Raw genomic sequence first — 21,975 nt, forward strand, 5'->3', positions numbered from 1 at the left:
GTACCATATTGCGAAAAAGGATTGACAACATTCAATAGAGACTTTATAAGGCATATATATATTGATGTATTCTTAATACCCTTGCCTAAAAATGATAGGAGTTTGTCATGAGTGACGCTGATATTGACGACGATTTTGATGATGATTTTGTCGACGATGATGATGCAAAGATGGTTGAAGAAGCTGAGACGAGCGTACGTACACGTTTAAGTAGTCTTGAAAAACGTCGGCTAATCGATAACTTGCTAGAAGAAAAGCGTTTGGCTAAAGAGTTAAAAGACGATCTAGACGATATAGACAACTTCGATGAAGATGGCGATGATTGGGATGATGACGATTTTTAATTTATCGTCGTCAGTCTTTTAAGCGGACTAAAGTGCTTTAGTGACTACTTTAATGACAGTGGCTATTTTAATGACTAAAATCATTTAACCAATCAAACTGGTTGCCTGCTGTTTTCTAATTTTCTAGGTTGCTCGCAACCAGTTCATCTCGATAATACTTACCCGATAGAGGTTGCTTGAGTTTGATTAACTAAGCAGCCTTTAGTCTTAAAATAAGTACTCGTCCTCTTTTATTTAACCGATCGCCCACTGCGATTGATGACATCTATCTGCTAAGGAAAACCAAATTATGAGTAACCAACTAAGTTTTGATGAATTACTAGACTATTTGGACAATCAAGAAAGCCAGTTCGTGCTAGATAGTGTCGCAGCGCATGGTTTTTTGACAGCGACGGTTATCGGTCGTCCATTGCCTAACTGGATGGATGCCCTGTTCGAAGGTCACGTAAGTGAGATTCCAGACAACGTCATCGACGGTATCAAACGCTGGCGCGATTCGATCATGGCTGAGTTAAAAAACGAGACGCCGATCGAATTACCGTTTGGTGAAGATGCTGGTAACGAAGAAGTGGCGGTTGATTTTTCTGACGAGTCAGACATCGTTGCTTGGTCAATTGGTTTCGTTGATGCCATGTATGGTGATGAAGCAAGCGATTGGTTTGAAGATCAAGAAACGGCAGAAGACGTCGCAGTATTGACCTTGCCAATGATCGTACTTAGCGGTATTGATGATGAAGATCCAGAGCTGTCTGAGATGCGTAAAGACGAAGACAAAATGGTACAGATGGCCAATAGCATCGAAGGCAATTTGACTGAATTGTTCTTATTGTTCCATACCAACGATTAGTAATGCTAAGAAACAGCGCTGTTAGCAGTGCTGTTTTTGTCTTGTCTATGCTGTATCACAGCGCTTTGGTTTACCATGTATTTTATAAGTCACCGATAAGGTCATCCTATGACTGTGCAACTCTCTAACCTTGAACACTTACCTAATTATCAAATCACTGAACGCCTAGACGTGGTGTACGGTAGTACCGTGCGCTCAAAGCACGTGGGTAAGGATCTGTTTGCTGGGTTAAAAAACATCGTTGGCGGTGAGCTGACGGCTTATACCGAGCTATTAGAAGAGTCACGCCAAGAAGCAATCGATCGCATGATTGTCAAAGCAGAGGCGCTAGGGGCTGATGCAGTGGTCGGTCTACGTTTTTCTACTTCTAGTATTGCCCAAGGTGCCTCAGAGCTGTTTGTCTATGGTACGGCGGTCAAGGTTGCGCCGATATCGCAGCAGCAGTATCAAAACCCGCCAAGCGATGGTTACAATCATTCCAGCCAAAATGTGAGTACTCAGACCCAAGTCGCACCCGATGATTTGCCGCGTTTTAATCCTTTTGGTTAATCCTATAATACTAAAAGCACCAATGCTTTTTACGATGAGAAACGTGCTATGAATGATTCACTCACACAAGTGCTCATCAATTACGGGCCGTTTGTCTTCTTATTCGCAGCTGGCTGGTTCTTCGGGTCACGCCATGAGCGTCAGCATTTGGCACAGCTAACAGTAGCAGAGCAAGCATTGGGCGATATCACTGTCTCAAGCGAACGTCTATATCGTCCCAAGTTAGCAGCGGGCAGTGAAGGCGAGCTAGTGCTTGGTAGTGTCGTCATCGCTCAAGATTATTTCAAAATGATCATCGCTCGCGTATTAAGTGTCTTTGGCAAAAACTTAACCACCTATGAAACTTTGCTAGATCGTGCGCGCCGCGAAGCCATCGTTCGTATGCGGACTGAGGCAAAAGCCAAAGGCTACACGCATATCTACGGGTTACGTCTTGAGGTAACCAATGTTAACCAATTAGGCAGTATGGTCGAAGCCATCGCCTACGGTACAGCTGTTATCAGTATCGACCATATTCACTCTACATCTGCTATAAATTACAAAACCTCCACTTAAATCATTTCTAGTTTATTTTCAAGTGTAAAAACCTATAATTGACTGACGAGTAGTCAGAAAAATCAAAACCATACATTTTTACAACGATATACTGAATTTTGCCGTTCCGTTATTATTTCGGTTCGTAGTAACCAGTTTTATCAAAAATTGTCGGTTTAAAAAACACGACTGTATGGAAAAGTGTCATATAAAGAGCTGACAACGTCGGTGGCTTTTACCCAAGATATCAGCAGGATTGGCTGATTGAGCATGACGAGGTTGTCATAAACCTGCCCGTGTAAGGGCTCTATCTACAAGGATGTAGTTATGGAAGGTGTTGAGTTAGTCACGTTTATAAATGCAAAAGTCATTCCCATTAGTATCTTTTTGATTATGATGGGAATGGGATTGTCCTTAGTTACCAATGATTTTAAGAGAGTCGTCAAATACCCTAAAGCAGTCGCCATAGGCTTGACCAATCAGCTAATATTTTTACCATTGGTAGGTTTTGCTTTGGCAACCTCTATGTCTCTCGAGCCAGAGTATGCCGTTGGGGTTATGTTACTGGTACTGTGTCCTGGTGGCACGACATCGAATCTATTTACCTATTTAGCCAAAGGTGACGTCGCTCTTTCGGTCACCATGACCGCTATTGCTAGTGTCATTACCGTATTTACCATTCCTATCGTCCTCAGTTTTTCGCTCGTATACTTCATGGGTGCTGGTAGTGAGTTTCAGTTGCCAGTGGTCAAGACCATGATTAGCCTAATTGCTCTGACTATCTTACCCGTCAGTATTGGTATGTTGATCAAACGCTATGCCCCTAACGCGGCAGACAAGGGACAGGTGATGGTGTCTCGTTTTGGCGTGATATTTTTGAGCTTCTTGGTACTTTTCTTAAGCTATGTGCAACGAGATATTATCGTTGAAGCGTTAATCGCTACTGGCCCTGTGGCATTGATATTGAATGTATCGACGATGGCGCTTGGTTATTACACCAGTAAATGGTTCGGTCTAAATCCTGCACAAAGACGCTCGATTACTATGGAAGTCGGCCTACAAAACAGTACGCTTTCGATGTTTATGGCACTGACGCTATTGGCTAACTATAAGATGTCGATGACGCCAGCCATTTATACGCTAATCATGTTCTTGACCGCGGGTATCATGGTCAGAGTATTTACTGCCCAGCACAACAAAGCCAAAAGAACCGAGATAGAAAACAGCGTATTGGCAGCACGTAGAATGTAAGAGGTTTAAGATAACCGTAGTAACGCATTGTTGCGCAGTCGAGACAGTACTTGGCAAAAATCAACAGTGTATGATGCGATAAAAAAAGCCCATAATCCGCTTTTTATAATGAAGCTGGTTATGGGCTTTTGTGTTTAGTGTTAGTTCTAACTCAAACCAGTTTAGCTCAAACCAATTTAGCTCAAGTCTAGAATCTTCGTCTGTCCATTTTCGCTCTTGCTTCGGCAGCTTGCTCTTTGACTTTTTCAATTTCAAATAAGAACGTACGGTTTTTGAGTACCGCGACAAACACCACACCGCCTACCGTATTACCCACCAATACCACGACTAAAAATACCAAATAGCGCCAAAGACTGACGGTATTGCCATATAGCAGCGCTGAAAATATCTCGATATTGCCCACGATACTATGATGCAAGCCTAAAAATCCGATACTACCTGTAATCAGCGTCACCAGTACGATACGGCTAAGTGTATCTCGTGCAGAGGTCACTAGCCATGCGGCCACGCCCATCATCCAGCCTGCTAGCACCGCGCTACCAAAGATAACCCACCACTCAAAACCTAAGATATGCTCGGCATAGACATCGATGGCATGGTCTGTAAACAGATGCATATGTAGTCCCAGACCAATCATTAATGCTGCAAAGATACAGCCGCCAACGATATTACCAGCGATGACGATACCCCATAGCCGTAACAGCTTATGTAGCGGTTCAATTTTATTTAAGACAGGCAAGCTCAAGAGGGACGTCTGCTCAGTAAATAATAACGACTGACCAATCACCACGATAATAAAGCCGATTGGATACAGCAGTGACGACAGCACCATCGCATAGCGACTGGGTATCACATCATTGAGTAGGGCAAACATCGATAAAATCATAAAAAAGCTGATACCAATCTCTAGACCAGCTGTAAAGGCGCTGGTAAATAGCGAACCAAGTGAACGCTCAAAGGTTTCTTTTGCGTGGATAACTTGCTCGACTAAGATACTGGCGTAGCTTTTCGCTTGGCTTAGATTGTCATCACTGGCGACCTTTTTGATGGTTTCTTTGTCTTCGTCGCTGATTTCTTCTGGTAGGTCATCATTATCCAGATCTTCGGTGGCTTTGATAGGTTCGTCTGCGTCACTATCTGAAGTTTCGTTTGCATGACTGTCTGTCGTGTCGTCTGCATCCTTATCTACCTCAATGTCTTTAGAAGAATCGCTGTTTTCTTCTAGCGTATCGTCGCCTTCAGGCACAGGAGTAGTGGTACTCGCATTTGTACGCTCATCGTTTGGTCGATTAGCCTGAGAATCATGGTCATGCTCGGTATCTTGGGACACGGTTGGCTCGCTGGTTATAGGCTAATGATTTTGCTGCATAAGTAATCTCTATTATATTTCCCATTCTTTTGATTGCTGTTGTTAATTGATTAACAATTTGAGTAATAAATCGCCTTCAGGCTTTATAAATTGCCTTACCATCTAACAAAATCTGCCTATCTGCGTTAAAATCACACTATCAACTACTTTTCCTGTTTTTATAGCGTTTCGCGCTATCTCATTTTGACCACATTCATTATCAACAATAAGATCACCCTATTATGAGCAATCCTAATACCGATACCAGCATTGATAGCAATGCGAAAACCAATCTGACCCAGTCGATCCAAGCGGCGCTAAGCCAATTAGAGAGCGCCTATAACCCTGCGGAAGTTGAAGCAGGTATGTACCAAGGCTGGGAAGAAAGCGGCTATTTTCAGCCGACTTTTGATAAAGACGAGTCATTTTCTATTGCCTTGCCACCGCCAAACGTCACTGGCTCGCTACACATGGGTCATGGTTTTAACAATGCGATCATGGATGCGCTCACCCGTTATCACCGTATGGATGGTGACAATACGCTGTGGCAGCCGGGTACGGATCATGCGGGTATCGCAACCCAGATGGTCGTTGAGCGTCGTCTGGAGGCGCAAGGTATCAAGCGCCGTGATATGACGCGTGCAGATTTCATCGATAAAGTCTGGGAATGGAAAGAAGAGTCAGGCGGCAATATCACTAGCCAGATTCGCCGTTTGGGCAGCTCGGTTGACTGGTCGCGTGAGCGCTTTACCATGGATGATGGTCTGTCCAATGCGGTAAAAGAAGTGTTCGTTCGTCTATTTGATGATGGTTTAATTTATCGTGGTAAGCGCTTAGTTAACTGGGATCCAAAGTTCCAAACCGCATTATCTGATTTAGAAGTAGAAAACCATGACGAAAAAGGCAGCTTGTGGCATTTCCGCTATCATTTCACCGATACAGACCTAACCACCCAAGATGGTAAAAACTATCTGGTCGTCGCTACCACGCGTCCTGAGACACTCCTTGGTGATACCGCTGTCGCCGTTAATCCTAGCGATGAGCGTTATGCGCATTTAGTCGGCAAAACCATTACCTTGCCAATTACGGGTCGTGTCGTGCCTATCGTTGCCGATGACTATGTCGAAAAAGACTTCGGTACGGGTTGTGTCAAAATCACTCCAGCGCATGATTTTAACGATTATGAATTGGGTCGTCGTCATAGCTTGCCATTGATTAACATCCTTGATGAGCGCGCCAATATTTTGCCAGCGATGGAAGTTTATCCTGATTTGCAAACACGTGAGCCAGAGCTAGAGACTACACCGAGCGACTATGCAGGACTTGAGCGTTTTGCCGCGCGTAAATTCCTTGTAGAGCAAGCAGGCGAGCAGGGCTGGCTAGAAGATATCGAAGACTACGCACTAAAAGCCCCGCGTGCTGAGCGTGGCGGTACGATCGTTGAGCCGTGGTTGACCGATCAGTGGTATGTCGCAGTTAAAGAGCTTGCCAAGCCTGCGATTGACGCGGTAGAAGACGGCAGCATTGAGTTCGTCCCTGCCCAGTACAAAAACATGTATATGGCATGGATGACCGACCTGCAAGACTGGTGTATCAGCCGTCAGCTGTGGTGGGGTCATCGTATCCCTGCATGGTATGACGATGCGACAGGTGAGATTTATGTCGCACGTGATGAGGCGGAAGTACGAACTAAATACAACCTAAGCGACGATGTCAAACTGCGCCAAGACGATGATGTACTCGATACATGGTTCAGCTCGGGTCTATGGACATTCAGTACGCTTGACTGGGCAGACGCCAACGCCGATCCACGCGTGATGGACACTTTCCACCCAACTAGCGTATTGGTGACAGGTTTTGACATTATCTTCTTTTGGGTGGCCCGCATGATCATGATGACCATGCACTTCGTGAAAAACGAAGATGGCACGCCGCAAGTACCGTTTAAGACCGTCTATGTGCATGGTCTGGTACGTGATGGCAATGGTCAAAAAATGTCAAAATCAAAAGGTAACGTCTTAGATCCGATCGATCTCATCGACGGTATTGAGCTAGAAGCGTTGGTAGAGAAACGCACCAGCAACATGATGAATCCAAAAGACGCGGCCAAAATCGAAAAGCAAACGCGTAAAGAGTTCCCAGAAGGCATCCCAGCCTTTGGTACGGATGCACTGCGCTTTACCTTCACCTCTCTTGCCAGTACCGGTCGCGATATCAACTTTGATCTAAAGCGTGTCGAGGGCTATCGTAACTTCTGTAATAAAATCTGGAACGCCAGCCGCTTTGTACTGATGAACTGTGTCGATAGCGAAGGCAATGCCAAGCCTATCGACCAAGCGGCTAATCCTGATGTGTGGGAATTACCAGAAAAATGGATCATGAGTCGTCTGAACTCTACCGTTGCCGATATTCATCAGCATTTCGCTCAGTATCGTCTCGATATGGTCAGCCAAGATATCTATGAGTTTATCTGGAACGAGTACTGTGATTGGTACGTTGAGCTTGCCAAAGCCAGTCTGAATGATGACTCGGTATCAAGCGAGCGTAAAGCGCAAATCCGCTATGTACTGCTGCACGTCCTTGAGACAGCGCTACGCTTCAGTCATCCAATCATGCCGTATCTGACTGAGCAAATCTGGCAGACCATCGCGCCGCTACTGGGTCGCAAAAACACCGACAGCATTGTCGTTGCTGACTATCCACAGACCGATGCCAGCCAAATCAGTGAGCAGACTGAAGCGGATATGGCGTGGCTACAGGAGCTAATCGCGAGCGTCCGTAATATCCGTGGTGAGATGAAACTGGGTAATGCCGTACGTCTGCCAGTGCTACTACAAAACGTCTCTAGCGATGAAGATGCGCGTTTATCACGTATCAAAAACCAGTTTAAAGCGCTTGCCAAAGTCGAGAGCTTGGAGATCGTCAAAGAAGGCGATGAGGTTCCACTGTCATCATCAAGTATGGTCGGTCAGCTACGGGTACTCGTACCGATGAAAGGTCTGATCGATCCAACGGCTGAGCTGGCACGTTTGGGTAAAGCGCATGAAAAACTACAGAAGCAAGCTGACGGTATCGCTCGTAAGCTAGGTAATGAAGGCTTTGTCAGTAAAGCGCCTGCGGAAGTGGTCGATGCTGAGAAAGCGAAACTGGCTGAGCTAGAAGGGCAGTTGACCGCGATGACGGCGCAGATGGAGCAGTTAAAAGCGTTATAAATAAAGCGTAAATATCTATAGTAATAAAGAACGCTGTCACAATTGTGATGGCGTTTTTTATTGCCCATTTTAAACATAGTTTATGAATATTAAATGTAATAGTCGCTAGCTGTAGGAGAGGCCTTTTACAGATACGTTCGATGAAATAGTTGATTCTGATAACATTGTTTATAATGAAGTTAATATTCAAAAGATGTATAATCTCTGTACACAAATAAGATTTTATTTTATTTGTGACATATATCAGAAAATATTAATGTAATTCTATTGATGATATCTCCATAATAAGTGTGTTCAAAGAATATAACTTTTCTAAAATGTGCTGATAAAAATATCGAAGCTAGCGTAGCTAAATGTTAGTACATACCCTAAACTCAAATGTTACTGGTCGTTTTAACTGTGAATATATCTACACTAAAAGGCATCCACGGTACGACTAAGTATCATGCAGCAAATATATCAGTGAATGGGTTTGTTCTCTCTCCTACAGGCAAGATAGGTAAAGCAGGGAAAGGGATATATTTTTGGTACTATGCTCAAGATAGAACAACGGCAATACATTGTGCAGAAACTTGGTCTAGTTTTGCGTTAGCGAAAGGTTTTTACGATAAGGGAAAAGACTGTAAGATAGTCAAGTTTGACGTTCATATAGAATCTGATGAGGAAAAAGTATTAGATTTTGATGCTCAGATGCGTGAAAGTTTTTACACTGCTTTTCCAATAGGTGAGTACAAAGAGAGGAGCTATGGAGCAAAGCTCGATCTCTTTATAGAAGAATTAGAAAAAAATTTAAACTTTCAATTCAATTTGTTGAAAATATCTTTATCAGTGCCTAATTTGGGTCAGAATGTTGCATTCTCTAACTCCTTTCTAGCAATTATTGTTAAGAATGAAGTTGATATTAAGATTATAGAATATATTGAATAGTTATATTTAAGGAGAAAAAAATGAACCTCCAACAAGCGCTCGAAGCAACTGTAAAAAAAATAAGGTCTATGAATCCTATAGATGTTAATGAAAGACTGCTAAAGTCAGAAGATAACAAATTCGTTCTTACTTTAAATCATCTTTTAGATTTAGATAGAACGGAACATTATGAAATTGAGCAATACTCAGTTAGGGAAAGTTGTGCGTCAGAAACCCTATCTGGCTATTTTGTGCCCAAAGATATTAACTTAACTTATAAATCGATATATTCTTCTGAAATTGATAATTTCGATAAAGACTACCTAATAGCTGCGTGAAATTATGAAACATCATCCTATACAGTTGAAAGCGATACAAGTTAAAAAGCTTTATCTAGAAGTTTTTGATAAGGCTATAGCGTCTGCAGAAGAGTTAGAAGTCGATGTCCAGTTTAAAGTAGGTTCTAAAGTTCCTGAACCTAATGATGATGTTATTCTTGTAAATTTTATTTGTAACGTCAAAAAAAATGAAGGCTTTAGTTTGGAAGTCGATATTTTTGGTGTGTTTACACTTGAAGGTGAATTTCCAAGGGATAAGCTAGAGCATTGGTCCAACTATAATGCTCCCTTGATTCTACTGCCTTATGTCAGGGAGAATGTAGCCGCATTATGCGCACGTTCTGATTTAAATTTTCATCTGCCTCTGATTGAAGTTCCTACTTTTAGGTATGAAAATTAGCCTGAAAAATATCATGATCCAAAATTTTTACTGACATTAAAAAACCGTTTCAGTCCTAACTGTAGCGGTTTTTTAATGTCAGTAATTACGCTATCATCTTTAAAGGAATAACACGCTAAAGTAAGGAACACCATGAACCATCTCACCATCGGACAACGCGCGCCTCTAAGCAACCTTGCTGTTGACGATACTGCACCCATCACGCTTAAATTCACTCGTCAAAGCCCGATAGAGATGGACATCAGCTGCTTTGCCTTAGACGCAGCGGGTAAGCTAATCAATGATGATTACATGGTGTTTTATAATCAGCCAACCTCACCGTGCGGGCAAATCAAGCTCACCCATTACGAGTCGCAGCCAACGGCGAATAAAAGTATCCAAGCTGAGTTTGAAGTGAATTTATCCAAACTGGCAGATAATATAGACAGCTTGTTTTTTGTATTATCAGCCGACACGCCGCTGAATCAAATTCAGTCATTAGAGATTGGCATTTGGCAGCAATCACAAAAAGCGCAGGCAGAATATCAAGCAGCAGACTTTGCCCAGCAGCAAGCCAGTATGCTGATGCAGCTTTATCGTAAGAGTGGAGTTTGGCGTGTCGCCAATGTGGCGCAAGGCTTTAATGGAGGACTAGCGGCAATCGTGCAGCACTTTGGTGGCGATGTAGAAGAGGGTAAAAATGAAACTACGGCTTCACCAGCTCCGCAACCCTCTAAAATAAATACCTCAAAAATTCCCTTAGAAAAAGTGATGCTAGAAAAAGCACCGAAACTCGTTAACCTCGCCAAAAAAGCTACCATTTCACTAGAAAAACGCCAGTTACAGCAATTAACGGCTAAAGTTGCTTTAGTATTAGATGCCACAGGCTCAATGAATCGACAATATAAAGAAGGTCGCGTACAAGAAGTGGTCAACCGCCTATTGCCATTGGCAGTGAACTTCGATGATGACCAAGCGCTAGACTGTTGGGCGTTTGCCCGAGATCCGCAGTATTTGGGTGAGATTGGGCTGAGCAACTATGACGGCTTCATTGACAACGCTCATGGCGGTTGGCGCAAATGGGCACTTGGCCCGCGCATCAACAATGAAGCAGAGGTCATGAAAGCCGTGACGGAGTTTTATCAAAAAGATGGTTTGGATGTACCTGTCTATGTGCTATTTATCAGTGATGGCGGGGTGAATGACAATCGCGGTATCACAAGAGTCATGACGGAAGCGGCGAAACTACCGATATTCTGGCAGTTTGTGGGCTTGGGTGGTCGTGGTTATGGCATCCTAAAAAAACTAGACGACATGACAGGGCGTGTGATTGATAACTGCGACTTTTTTGAACTCGATGACTTGGACGATATCAGCGAAGAAGCCTTGTATGAAAATATGCTAGAAGAGTTTCCAATGTGGCTAAAAGAAGCCAAGCAACTTGGTATAGTCACTTCACTATAAAAGTATTACTGCGTTAACCTCATTATTCGATTACAGCTAAATAAAAAACCGCCACAGCAAATACTATGGCGGTTTTTTACTATTCAAAATATTGTAACTTCTAAAATCTCTATAGCGCCCAAAGCGACTGATATTGCTCATGAGTCAAGGTCACGATATCGATCTCGGCTAACATCTCACGCAGTTCTTCCCATTTATTTGCATCAGGCTTAATCGGCGTGATCAATCTACCTAACGTATTATCAATAATGGCATCCATCAGCACATCTGCTTCGGTTTTACTATAGTCATAATACATACGATGAGCAGTCTCTGGCTCGTTTTTGCACAGCTCCGTCATCTGGTTGGTCACTTGGATAAAGGTATCTATCGCTTCCTTTTTCGCGCTATAGATCTCATCAGTCGTGAGAATCTCTAACGCTGAAAAGTTCGGATAAGGTGACAGATGCTGATCGATAAACGTAAACTCCAACCCTTCATGAGTCGCTTCAACGCCTTCAAAGTTATAAAAGCATAGCCATGCACCATCTAGGCTTGGGTCTTCTTGCAGGTTTTTGATGTGATAAAAGTCTTTTTGTACAAAGGTCACATTATCACGGCTGATACTAAAGCCATTTTTCTTGGCATAGCGAGCCAATATCTCAAAGCCAATACGATTGGTCTTTTCTTCAGCGGCAGGGGTGCAAATGAGGATAGGTTGATTGTTTTTGAGCTTATCCATACTAGACTGCTGCATCAATATGCCGCCATCGGTCTCAAAAAAGCAGCCTAGTGCGCGTAGATTAGGCACGTAATGTTCAAACAGATGGATAGGCTCATTGACGTGCAGATCGATGCTCTGGTTCTGTAGTTCGGCAAAGCCATCATAGTGATCATCTGGCTCGATAATAGTGATATCAAGCCCTGCTTGCTCATATGCGCCCGTGGTCACACCAGCGATAAAGGGCAGGTGATCAGGGTTTAAAAACCATTCGAGGGTCAGAGTAAGTTTGGTGGTCGGTTGCATGGTTGTTTCCTTTTTAGGTATGGAAAACAATCAGACTGATACGATTAAGTAAAACAAGAAAGGCTAAATAAGAAAAGTGAGGTCGCAATGCTAACTGTCAGATGCTCGGCGTTTGATATAGGTATCACGAGTACATCATCTATAGACTGCTCTTATTTATAGACCTCTGAGGGCGTGTCACGCTTGTTTCCTACGTCAGTGCTAACTGCTTCAGGTTCACGGGTGTATCTCAGCGATGATGTGAGCTGTGTCTACAGCGTTAAATCAAAGCACCCCGACAAGATTGATTGGTATTACATTATTTTCGATCAGTACCGCTAATGAATCCGTACTGCGAATGGCTATTATCGATAGCTACTGCGTCATCATAGACGACTTACAAGATGGGATGCAAGCGTATCGGGAAAGACGATGACAGGTGATGACAGGTGTTCGTTAACCGCTCTTTATGATAGCTGTTGTTTATCACGGCTTTTTATAAGCGCTTTCAATCAATGTATTAATAAAAGAGTGCAGCATTTATTATTGGTACTTACCCAATTACTAACCAAACATACCTATCAATAGCAAAAACCTTATATAAATAGTCTTGAGCGCAGACGGGCGATATTGCATGATTAGCCTTCTATATTAGCCTTCTATATTAGCCTTCTATATTAGCCTTCTATGCCGCTGCTTATATAATAGGCGCTACTCTAGACAATTGACATTTGGCATAACTGACAACTTATATGACCGACAATAAAAAAGCGTTCTATTACCGACCCAAGACTGATCAATCCAACAGCCCAATGCTGCGTTGGACCTTTGTGACGCTTGGTTGGTTGTTTTTTATCTTGGGTATTATCGGTATATTGCTGCCAGTGATGCCTACAGCGCCTTTTATTCTGCTAGCAGCAGGCTGCTGGGCGCGTAGTTCTCGACGCTTTCATTTTTGGCTGATTAATCATAAATACTTTGGTAAATTCGTCCGTGATTGGGAAGAGAATCATGCCGTTCCGCTTTATGCCAAGTGTTTAGCGACGGTTATGATGGCAGCATCGACAATTATGTTATTTTATCGTTTGCCTGCCGATATGATGTGGATGGCATGGGCGGTAGCCACTGTCTGTAGTGGGGTAGCGATATATTTGTTCCGTTTACCAAATGCCTAAATCCGTTGCAATTTGCGCCAAAATCAGCCAATAAACGGCTCTGGTTACACGAAACATGAGATAAGACTTGCGATACTGGGATGTACCCCTTATAATACGCCCAAGCTTAAGAGCAGTTCTGCACCAAATCATTACCTCGTAGTATTAGTTATAATCCTTCGTTTTAATATTTATCGTTCAGTAGCTATTTGCAAGCGTTACCGGTCACTAGACCATTAATAAATTTAAAAGTAGGATTATACTATGTCAGACGTTCAAAAAGGTACAGTTAAGTGGTTCAACGAAGCTAAAGGCTTTGGTTTTATCGCTCCAGAAACTGGCGCAGACGTTTTTGCTCATTACAGCGAAATCACTGGTTCAGGTTTCAAAACTTTGGCTGAAGGCCAAGAAGTTGAGTTCACTGTAACTCAAGGCCAAAAAGGCCCACAAGCACATAACATCGTTGCTATCTAATTTGTCTTTATAGACAGATAGATGAATAGATGTAGAAAAGCGAACCTTCGGGTTCGTTTTTTTTCGTCTGCGATTTAATATTTAAGATATGAGTACTTAAGCGAGTAGAAGTCTTATTTGAAAGGTTTTAACTAATCATATTAGACCGCGACCAATGCAAAAAGGCCTCTAGCTATTTATAACTAGAGGCCTTTTATGTTGTGCAATGAAGTAATAAGCTAAAAATGAACAGTCGAATTATTATATAAAGCTAATGCCGATATTAATCAGACCACCGCCCAGTATCAACCAACCAAACATAATGGCACCCAATATAAGCGGTCTAACGCCAGCTTGCTTGATCGCACTTAGATGCGTGGTCAGACCTAATGCAAACATAGCCATCGTAAGTAGCACATCATCTAGCATCACCATACTGTGTACGACACTCTCAGACATCGGCACCCAAGTATGTATCAACACAATGCCGATAAAGATAAACGCGAACCATGGCACTTTGACTTGTTTGACACGAGTCATAAATGACGCTGTCTCGTCTTTATTATCTTCTTCTACAGCTGCACTATCTACGGTGCGATCTTTGGTTAGCGCAAACGATAACACAAGCAGGAAAGGCGCGAGCATCATGACGCGTATCATTTTGGTCACGACCGCGGTATCACCAATCTCGGTATTGATTGCATTACCTGCGACTACGACTTGCGCTACTTCATGGACGGTTGAGCCAGTGTACATTCCGTACTGCTGGGCGCTGAGCCAAGGCTGTAACCAACCAAGATGATATAAAAAAGGATAGAGCAGCATCGCGATAGTACCAAACACCACCACAGTTGCCACGGCGATAGTGACTTTATGAGCTTGCGCGTTGACCACAGGCTCTGCGGCAATGACGGCAGCAGCACCGCAAATACTTGCCCCTGAGCCAATTAAAATAACCGTTTCTTTATCGACTTTTAACCACCTAGTACCTAACCAATAGGTCAGCAAAAAAGTTGATGTCAGTACCAGTGCATCCGTCATAATCGCTGGCATACCGACGCTCGCAACTTGCGTCATGGTTAGCTTAAACCCATAAAACATAATTGCAAGTCGCAGTATCTGACCTTTGGAAAAGCAAACGCCGCTGTTTAAACGTTCAGTGAATTTGGGATAGATAGTATTGCCTAAGATCATACCTAGCAAAATTGCTAGCGTTAAAGAGGATAGTCCAACGATATGCCCGTTTGACCAGATATCCAAACTGCTGTCCAACCATAAGCAAAATAAACTACCAATCAGAACGACTACCAATCCCGCCAAGTGACGGTGATTAGGGGTATAGTTATGAACGGAGTTGCTGACTGATTGGACGAATGTTTGCATGATGCGGCATCCTATTACTTATATTAAGATAAGCATAAGCTTATGAATAGACAGTATATGCCTGCTGTATTTATAATAAAAACAGATTAATAAGATATAAACTATCGATTTTTTAGGTTAGTATCTATAATAAAAATAGGTATACCGCGCATAAGCATCAAAAAAGACAAACGTCACGAATAAAACAGCGCAAAAACTGGCATAAGGCAATATCAATATTATGAAAAAATCTGTGCAGACAGTGCCAAAGATTACGCTTAAGCAGCTTGCTGTTTTTGTCAGTATTTATCAGACAGGCAGCACCAGTCGCGCCAGTGAGGAGCTGCATTTATCACAATCAGCGGTTAGTAGTGCACTGACAGAGTTAGAGTCTAGACTACAGATGCCGCTATTTGAGCGCGTCGGTCGCAGGCTCAATCAACATCCCAATGCCCATCCGATTTATATACAGGCACAGGCTATCTTGGGTCAGTCGCTCACGCTTGAGCATTATCATCAGTATCAAGCAGGGCAGATTCATATCGGTGCCAGTACCACTATCGGCAACTACGTGCTGCCGTCATTGCTTGGCAAGCTATATGAAGCGTTGCCCGATGCCAATGTTGATATGTATATTGCCAATACGCAAGAGGTAGTTAGCGAGGTTGAGCAACTAAATATCGATATCGCGCTGGTAGAAGGAATGCCGCGTCCGGTAGATATGAAAGCCATTGAGCAGCGCGAATGGCGTACTGATACGCTGATGATATTTGCCAAGCGTGATAGCAAGTGGCTAAAGGGTATAGCTACCTATAGCGAAGATAAGGACTACTATCAGCTGAGTATTAATCAGTTAGCGCAGTTGCCGCTATTGGTACGTGAGGCAGGGTCAGGCACACGGCAGATTATCGACGAGCAATTGCTTAAGTATCTACCCAATGCAGAAGTGGTAAAGGCCATACATCAGTCCGAGGCCATCAAGCACATGGTGAGTGCAGATATTGGTCTTGGTTGTCTATCGCAGCATGTAATTGAGACAGAACTGGCAACAGGTGAGCTGGTACAAGTGAACGTAGCGGGAATTGATCTATCAAGGACATGGTGGCTAGTTTGGCACAAAGCCCGTCACCAAAGCCCCATTTGGCAAACCTTTATAGATATTATTCAACAGAGTTAAACGATGACTCTAAAAACTATTAGCCATAAAAAAGCGCAGCGTTAAAAGTTACGCTGCGCTTTTTTTGAGACATGCTTTAGATAATATAAGACAATCAAAGCATATTGTTATGCTGAAACAGGCTTGTCCAATCTCACCACAAAGCTATCGCAAGGTACATTAGGCAAGATATTATCTGCTGTCGCGCCACTGATCCATGCAGCGATACCAGTACGCTTATGACGTCCGATGACCAATAGATCGACATCGTGTTTATGACAGTAGCTGACGATACCTTCACTGCTAGAGATGGCAGTCGTGACTTCCGACGTTGCGGCATTTAGCTGATTGCGTTCAAGGAATTGCGCCAGCTTTGCACGCGCTTCTTGGCAGCGTTCATCATCAATCTCATCGTATAGGCTAGAGGCAGGCACCAGCTCATAGCCGAAGCCAACCATGGTGTCTTTGACAATATGCAAAACAGATAGCTTAGAGCCTGGACGGTTTTCGACGATGCGCTTGGCCTTTTGGGCGACTATATCTGCATCAGAGAGTAAGTCGGTGACCAGTAAAATATGTTCGTAACTCATAGCGTCTTCCTCATGTCAGATAGTATTTACTATAGCACTACTCTAGGGCGCTGTTAAGTAAAGCTTGTCGTCTTTAGCAGCGGATTGGAGCAATCAATGCCAATTATTCCAAGACAGGCTGATCAAGCTTCACCACTAAGCTGTCGCAAGGGACATTTGGCAAGATACTATCGGCAGTGGCTCCTACCAACCAAGCAGCGATACCATGGCGCTCATGGCGTCCAATGATAAGTAAATCGACGTCTTTTTCACGGCAGTAATTAATGATACCTTTACTATTAGAGATGGCAGCGGTGACCTCAGAGTTGATTGCTTCTAGCTCATTACGTGCCAAAAATTGCGCTAATTTCGCCCGTGCTTCTTGCCACTTTTCATTATCGACATTACCCGAGAGGCTAGAGGCAGGCACGAGCTCGTAACCAAAGCGAACCATGTCATCTTTGACTATATGCAAGACAGACAGTCTGGCTTCAGGAGAGCCTGCGAGAATACGTTTGGCTTTTAGCGCCACTTTGTCCGCATCAGACAGCAAGTCAGTAACCAGTAAAACGTGTTGGTAGCTCATAAAGTACTCCACTCCTGTTAATAGTTAACTTTATAGTAGCAGTGCAAATCACCTTTGTTAAGTAATAAATCCATAATAAAATTGTGGATATTTATAAATTTGTAACTATAAGGCTTTAATAGTTAAAGTTGATAGCCGCGTAGATTATGTGGTGGATTATTGCATGGCTGCTGCCTTGACTTATCCATGTCGCAGCCCCACTAATAGCGCTAAGCCAACTCTTTTTTAGCCAATTTATTACTCTATTTTCCCTGACAGTCAGGGCACTATACGCATGATAAGCGATAAGGATAACTATGACGGACACGCCATTTACTGCTGATTTAACGCTGCATCCAGCATTTGAGCTGATTGAGCATCGCCATATTGAGGCGCTATCGATGGATGTGCTGATCAGTCAGCATGTAAAAACAGGAGCGATGCATTATCATCTGGCACACCCAAGTGATGAAAATGCATTTTTGGTCGGTTTTCGCACCCAGCCAATGGACTCAAAAGGCGAGGCGCATGTTTTAGAACACGTGGCATTATGTGGTTCGAATAAGTTCCCAGTACGTGATCCGTTTTTCTCAATGATTAAACGCTCATTAAACACGTTTATGAATGCGATGACCGCCGCTGATTGGACGGCCTATCCATACGCGACGCAAAACAAAAACGACTATTTTAACTTGCTTGCTGTCTATCTGGATGCGTCGTTTTTCCCCAATATTCATCCGCTCGATTTTGCCCAAGAAGGCATTCGCGTGGAGCTTGACGAAAATGACAAGCCGCAGTTTAAAGGTATTGTTTTTAATGAAATGAAAGGCGCAATGAGTGGCGAGATTGATCAGCTATATCATACGGTTGCTCATCATCTGTTCCCAACGACGACCTATCATTATAATTCAGGCGGCGATCCTGCCGATATTCCTGACTTGACGCACACTGAGCTGACCGAGTTTCACCAGAGCCATTATCATCCGTCAAACAGTGTGATCATGAGCTTCGGTAATATTCCTGTTGCTGAGACGCAAGCGAAGATACACGAAGATGCCTTGATTCAGTTTGAAGCAGGCAAAAAGCATGTATCGCGTCCTGAGCAACGTTTGTTTTCACCAATCAGCGCGGTTGACACTTATACTGCTGACGAAGCGGGCCCAGATCAGACGCATCATGTGGTTGCTTGGTTGCTACCATCGATTACCGATCCTAAGCAGCGCTTAGCATTGCGTCTATTAGAAGGCGTATTGATTGAGCATGCAGGCTCGCCATTGCGTGCTTATCTTGACAGCCATCCACTAGGTAAAGCGCCAAGTCCGCTATTGGGACTTGATGACAGTCATTATGAAATGGTCTTTTATACGGGACTGCGCGGTTCTAACCCTGAACACGCCGAAGCGGTCGAGCAGGGCATTATTGACTTACTGACCGAAGTAGCCAATTCACCAGTTGATGATGAGACAATCGAAACCATTCTGCATCAGATTGAAATTGATCAGCGTCACATCGGCGGCGATAGCATACCTTATGGTCTAAACCTTATGCTAGAGGGCTTTAGTACCGCTATTCATGACGGCAACCCTATCGATGTTTGGGAAGTAGACGAGCACCTACAGTGGCTACGTGAGCAAGTTGTCGATCCACAGTGGCTACCGAACTTGATTAAAACGCATTTATTGGACAATCAGCATCGCGTACGCGTAACGATGACCCCTGATAGCGAAAAAACAGCCCGTTTGGCAGCAGCTGAGCAGACTCGTTTGGATACTATCGCGATGGATTTGACTGCTGATGATAAGTCGATCTTGAAGCAACAAGCCTTAGATTTGGCTGCACGTCAAGCTGCGCCAGATGATTTAAGCTTATTACCAAAAGTAGGTCTAGAAGACGTACCAACGGATATCAGCTTTAAAGAAGGCACGCAAAAGCAGGTGCGTTTGAGCGGGCAAGACGGCACGCTATTTGAGTATGAAGCCGGCACCAATGGCATTTATTACTATCAAGTGATTGTTCCACTCACTGAGGCAATCGGTAATGCGAGCGCAGATGAGCTACCAGTCAATGATGTGATTAATCATCCATTGCTACCTATTTATTTAAGTCTATTGTCTGAGCTAGGTACTGACTCGCTTAGCGCTCACGAGATGCAAGCTAAGCAAGCAGCGCATTCTTCTGGTGTGACCGCTCGTATTAGCCAGCGTACCAACGTCGATGATAGCCAAGCAATTAGCAGTTATTTTGTGGTGGCAACGCGTGCGCTAAATCGCAAGCCTGAAGCGATTGATTTGCTCAAAGAAGTCATGGAGCATAGTATCTTCTCTGAGCATGACCGTATCAAAGAAATCTTGCAACAGCGTCAAGCAGGTTGGCAATCAAATCTAGCAGGATCTGGTCATTCATACGCCATGCAAACGGCCAGTCGTGGCATGAGTCGCCAAGCGCAGTTGGAATATGTGCGCAGCGGCCTACCAGCATTGAACGCACTTAAAGATTTCTTGGCACATGCTAGTACAGATGATGCTCAGTGGGATCAACTGGCTACGAGCTTGATGGATTTACATCAACGTCTGATCAGCTTGCCTAAGCATGCCGTTATTATCTGTGAGGCAGAGCAAACCGAACGCTTGAGTAGCTTAATCGTCGATAGCTGGAAAGACAGCCAAGCGACGACCGCTTCTAATGATTTAACGAACGCAGTAGCAAATATTCCAAGTGAGTTTGCAAACCTGCAATTAGATACTGCATTGAATGGTGCGACTGATACAGTCAAAACATTAGAGAGTGGCGACGATGTTAAAAACGACGTGCTAGATGTTGCAGATTTAGCATGGTTAGTACCAACCAATGTCTATCACAATGCCAGTGCTTATACCGTACCTGCTGCTGACCATCCTGATACCGCTGCACTCATGGTGTTAGCGCCTTACCTACGTAACGGTTATTTGCACAGTGCGATTCGTGAGCGTGGCGGTGCCTATGGTGGCGGTGCGGGCTATGATGCCAACGCTTGTGCCTTTAAGTTCTTTAGCTATCGTGATCCGCAATGCTCTGAGACCTTTGCTCACTTTGATGCCAGTATCGAGTGGTTATTAAACGAGCCACAGACCGATGAGCAATTGGAAGAAGCTATCTTAGGTATTATTTCAGGTATGGATAAGCCGGGCTCTCCTGCAGGCGAAGCAATCAAAGCCTGCTTTGCAAATCTGCATCATCGTGGTGTTGACTGGCAGCGCAAAATGCGAGCGTCGATATTGGCCGTGACGGTCGCTGATTTGCAGCGCGTTGCCAAGCAATATCTACAAGGTCAAAAGCATGTACGTGCGGTGCTAGCGCCTTACGACAAAGAAGAGGCAGTAAAAGGCCTAGGCTTTGAGGTTTGTAGAATTAAGAGCTAAGACCATTAGGTTTGTTTTTGATTAAAAGTTAAGCACAAAAAAGCCAAGCATCATGCTTGGCTTTTTGTGGTTAGGTAATTGACTAATATCGCTTGATACTCAAATCTTTGCCAATTTTGTCTTGATGAATCGGAAATTCTGACAACTCGTTATACTGCTTACGATCAGCAAAGTAGCTTTTTAAAGTACGGCGAATGGCTTCAAATGCCAGTGTATCCCATGGGATGTCTTCTTCGCTAAACAGTGCACAGTCGAGACTTTCTGAGCCAATACCATACGCGCCATCTTTTAGATCGGCCAGATAGATAGAGTAGATCTGCCCAATATCTGGTAAGTCATAAATGCAGTATAGATGCGGATTCAGTACGATGGCATCAGCTTCTTCGTAGCTCTCGCGTGCTGCGCCTTCAGCCATGGTCTCACCGTTTTCCATAAAACCTGCAGGTATCGTCCATAGCCCATATTGTGGCTCAATCGCTCGGCGGCACAGTAGCACTCTGTCTTCATGTACCACCAGCGAGCCACAGATAACTTTTGGGTTTTCGTAGTGGATATAGTGGCAATTGGGGCATACCAAACGCGGCATATTATCCGTAGGTGGGATTTTTCGTTCTGCTTCATGACCGCATTGGAGGCAATAGCGCATATCAACTACCTTGTTATAAAAGTTATTGTGTATGATGTTTTTTATAGGTTATAAGACCTATATTCTGAAGTGCTGCTGTCATCGTTTCGAGATACGTTAGATACAAGGATGATGAGACAATTGCTACAGGCAGCAAATGGCGTAGAACTGACAATAAACCTAACTTAAATGCATCTGATTTAAACGTACCTGACTTATATAAGATATTATTCTAAAGAGCAGCTATCGTCTTAAGATAGCACATATTATCGACGGACAGAATCACGATAACAGTAACGCATCATTTCACAGATAGGCTTACTGTTATTGGTCAACAAGGCCGTTATTGAGCATTGATAAGCAATGAATCAGTCACATAAATAGCATGCAGCCACTATTATATTGCGCTAGTCTAGTGAGTGTTCAGTAATTATTGATACTAAAGCCGCTGACAAGTCGCGTGGCCGAGAACAATAAATAGATTGTTGGTTTTATTTACTAGTCGCGATTTTAATAATAGAAAATAAGAAAGATGC

At 43.6% G+C, this 21,975-nt stretch carries 20 protein-coding genes; 14 read left to right on the top strand and 6 right to left on the bottom strand.

Features of this window, described 5'->3' with window-relative positions:
- Positions 1-107: 107 nt before the first annotated feature.
- From ACQKCG_RS07315 to ACQKCG_RS07335, 5 genes are all read left to right on the top strand, one after another.
- On the top strand, positions 108-344 hold the full coding sequence (locus ACQKCG_RS07315; RefSeq protein ID WP_057761656.1) for a PA3496 family putative envelope integrity protein: 237 nt from the start codon (positions 108-110) through the stop codon (positions 342-344).
- Positions 345-633: 289 nt separating this feature from the next.
- Positions 634-1,191, top strand: a complete 558-nt coding sequence (locus tag ACQKCG_RS07320; RefSeq protein ID WP_101206057.1) for a UPF0149 family protein — start codon at positions 634-636, stop codon at positions 1,189-1,191.
- 108 nt (positions 1,192-1,299) lie between these two features.
- Positions 1,300-1,740 carry a YbjQ family protein gene (locus ACQKCG_RS07325; protein WP_227522968.1) on the top strand — a complete coding sequence of 147 codons (441 nt, stop codon included), beginning with the start codon at positions 1,300-1,302 and terminating at the stop codon, positions 1,738-1,740.
- 48 nt (positions 1,741-1,788) lie between these two features.
- Entirely contained in the window at positions 1,789-2,295 is a 507-nt protein-coding gene (locus ACQKCG_RS07330; RefSeq protein ID WP_101206056.1) for a YbjQ family protein, read from the top strand.
- Positions 2,296-2,601: 306 nt separating this feature from the next.
- Positions 2,602-3,525, top strand: a complete 924-nt coding sequence (locus ACQKCG_RS07335) for a bile acid:sodium symporter family protein (RefSeq protein WP_101206055.1) — start codon at positions 2,602-2,604, stop codon at positions 3,523-3,525.
- 187 nt (positions 3,526-3,712) lie between these two features.
- Here ACQKCG_RS07335 and ACQKCG_RS07340 read toward each other — a convergent pair whose 3' ends face one another.
- Positions 3,713-4,855 carry a formate/nitrite transporter family protein gene (locus tag ACQKCG_RS07340; RefSeq protein WP_227522967.1) on the bottom strand — a complete coding sequence of 381 codons (1,143 nt, stop codon included), beginning with the start codon at positions 4,853-4,855 and terminating at the stop codon, positions 3,713-3,715.
- A gap of 260 nt (positions 4,856-5,115) precedes the next feature.
- Between ACQKCG_RS07340 and ACQKCG_RS07345 the strand changes: the two genes are divergently transcribed.
- From ACQKCG_RS07345 to ACQKCG_RS07365, 5 genes are all read left to right on the top strand, one after another.
- Positions 5,116-8,085: a valine--tRNA ligase gene (locus ACQKCG_RS07345; RefSeq protein ID WP_101206054.1), complete on the top strand. Its 2,970-nt coding sequence runs from the start codon at positions 5,116-5,118 to the stop codon at positions 8,083-8,085.
- A 399-nt stretch (positions 8,086-8,484) separates the two neighbouring features.
- Entirely contained in the window at positions 8,485-9,012 is a 528-nt protein-coding gene (locus ACQKCG_RS07350; RefSeq protein ID WP_134292579.1) for a hypothetical protein, read from the top strand.
- Positions 9,013-9,032: 20 nt separating this feature from the next.
- A complete protein-coding gene (locus ACQKCG_RS07355; protein ID WP_101206052.1) occupies positions 9,033-9,329 on the top strand; it encodes a hypothetical protein in 297 nt (98 codons plus the stop codon).
- A 4-nt stretch (positions 9,330-9,333) separates the two neighbouring features.
- Positions 9,334-9,729, top strand: a complete 396-nt coding sequence (locus tag ACQKCG_RS07360) for a protein-export chaperone SecB (protein ID WP_101206051.1) — start codon at positions 9,334-9,336, stop codon at positions 9,727-9,729.
- Positions 9,730-9,861: 132 nt separating this feature from the next.
- A complete protein-coding gene (locus ACQKCG_RS07365) occupies positions 9,862-11,172 on the top strand; it encodes a VWA domain-containing protein (protein WP_101206050.1) in 1,311 nt (436 codons plus the stop codon).
- Positions 11,173-11,281: 109 nt separating this feature from the next.
- Here the strand turns inward: ACQKCG_RS07365 and ACQKCG_RS07370 are convergent, their stop codons facing one another.
- The gene (locus ACQKCG_RS07370) at positions 11,282-12,178 is read right to left on the bottom strand and encodes an ABC transporter substrate-binding protein (protein WP_101206049.1); all 897 of its coding nucleotides are present in this window, start codon (positions 12,176-12,178) and stop codon (positions 11,282-11,284) included.
- Between the two features lie 731 nt (positions 12,179-12,909).
- Here ACQKCG_RS07370 and ACQKCG_RS07375 point away from each other — a divergent pair.
- Complete coding sequence (locus ACQKCG_RS07375) at positions 12,910-13,332, top strand: YbaN family protein (protein WP_101206048.1); 423 nt, start codon at positions 12,910-12,912, stop codon at positions 13,330-13,332.
- Between the two features lie 243 nt (positions 13,333-13,575).
- Complete coding sequence (locus ACQKCG_RS07380; protein ID WP_045453470.1) at positions 13,576-13,785, top strand: cold-shock protein; 210 nt, start codon at positions 13,576-13,578, stop codon at positions 13,783-13,785.
- Positions 13,786-14,025: 240 nt separating this feature from the next.
- Here ACQKCG_RS07380 and ACQKCG_RS07385 read toward each other — a convergent pair whose 3' ends face one another.
- Positions 14,026-15,147, bottom strand: a complete 1,122-nt coding sequence (locus tag ACQKCG_RS07385) for a YeiH family protein (protein WP_101206047.1) — start codon at positions 15,145-15,147, stop codon at positions 14,026-14,028.
- 220 nt (positions 15,148-15,367) lie between these two features.
- On the opposite strand from ACQKCG_RS07385, the gene ACQKCG_RS07390 reads away from it, so the two are divergent.
- Positions 15,368-16,303, top strand: coding sequence for a LysR substrate-binding domain-containing protein (locus tag ACQKCG_RS07390; RefSeq protein ID WP_101206046.1), 936 nt, complete (start codon positions 15,368-15,370; stop codon positions 16,301-16,303).
- Positions 16,304-16,410: 107 nt separating this feature from the next.
- On the opposite strand, the gene ACQKCG_RS07395 is transcribed toward ACQKCG_RS07390, so the two are convergent.
- Together ACQKCG_RS07395 and ACQKCG_RS07400 are read right to left on the bottom strand one after the other, a co-directional pair.
- The gene (locus ACQKCG_RS07395; protein WP_057761630.1) at positions 16,411-16,872 is read right to left on the bottom strand and encodes a universal stress protein; all 462 of its coding nucleotides are present in this window, start codon (positions 16,870-16,872) and stop codon (positions 16,411-16,413) included.
- A 103-nt stretch (positions 16,873-16,975) separates the two neighbouring features.
- A complete protein-coding gene (locus tag ACQKCG_RS07400; RefSeq protein ID WP_101206045.1) occupies positions 16,976-17,437 on the bottom strand; it encodes a universal stress protein in 462 nt (153 codons plus the stop codon).
- Between the two features lie 296 nt (positions 17,438-17,733).
- Here ACQKCG_RS07400 and ACQKCG_RS07405 point away from each other — a divergent pair, with 296 nt between their 5' ends.
- The gene (locus tag ACQKCG_RS07405; protein WP_101206044.1) at positions 17,734-20,814 is read left to right on the top strand and encodes an insulinase family protein; all 3,081 of its coding nucleotides are present in this window, start codon (positions 17,734-17,736) and stop codon (positions 20,812-20,814) included.
- Positions 20,815-20,896: 82 nt separating this feature from the next.
- Here the strand turns inward: ACQKCG_RS07405 and ACQKCG_RS07410 are convergent, their stop codons facing one another.
- On the bottom strand, positions 20,897-21,460 hold the full coding sequence (locus ACQKCG_RS07410) for an NUDIX hydrolase (RefSeq protein ID WP_101206043.1): 564 nt from the start codon (positions 21,458-21,460) through the stop codon (positions 20,897-20,899).
- Positions 21,461-21,975: the final 515 nt, after the last annotated feature.

It is taken from the genome of Psychrobacter sp. NPDC078929 (assembly GCF_050267985.1).
Classification (GTDB): domain Bacteria; phylum Pseudomonadota; class Gammaproteobacteria; order Pseudomonadales; family Moraxellaceae; genus Psychrobacter.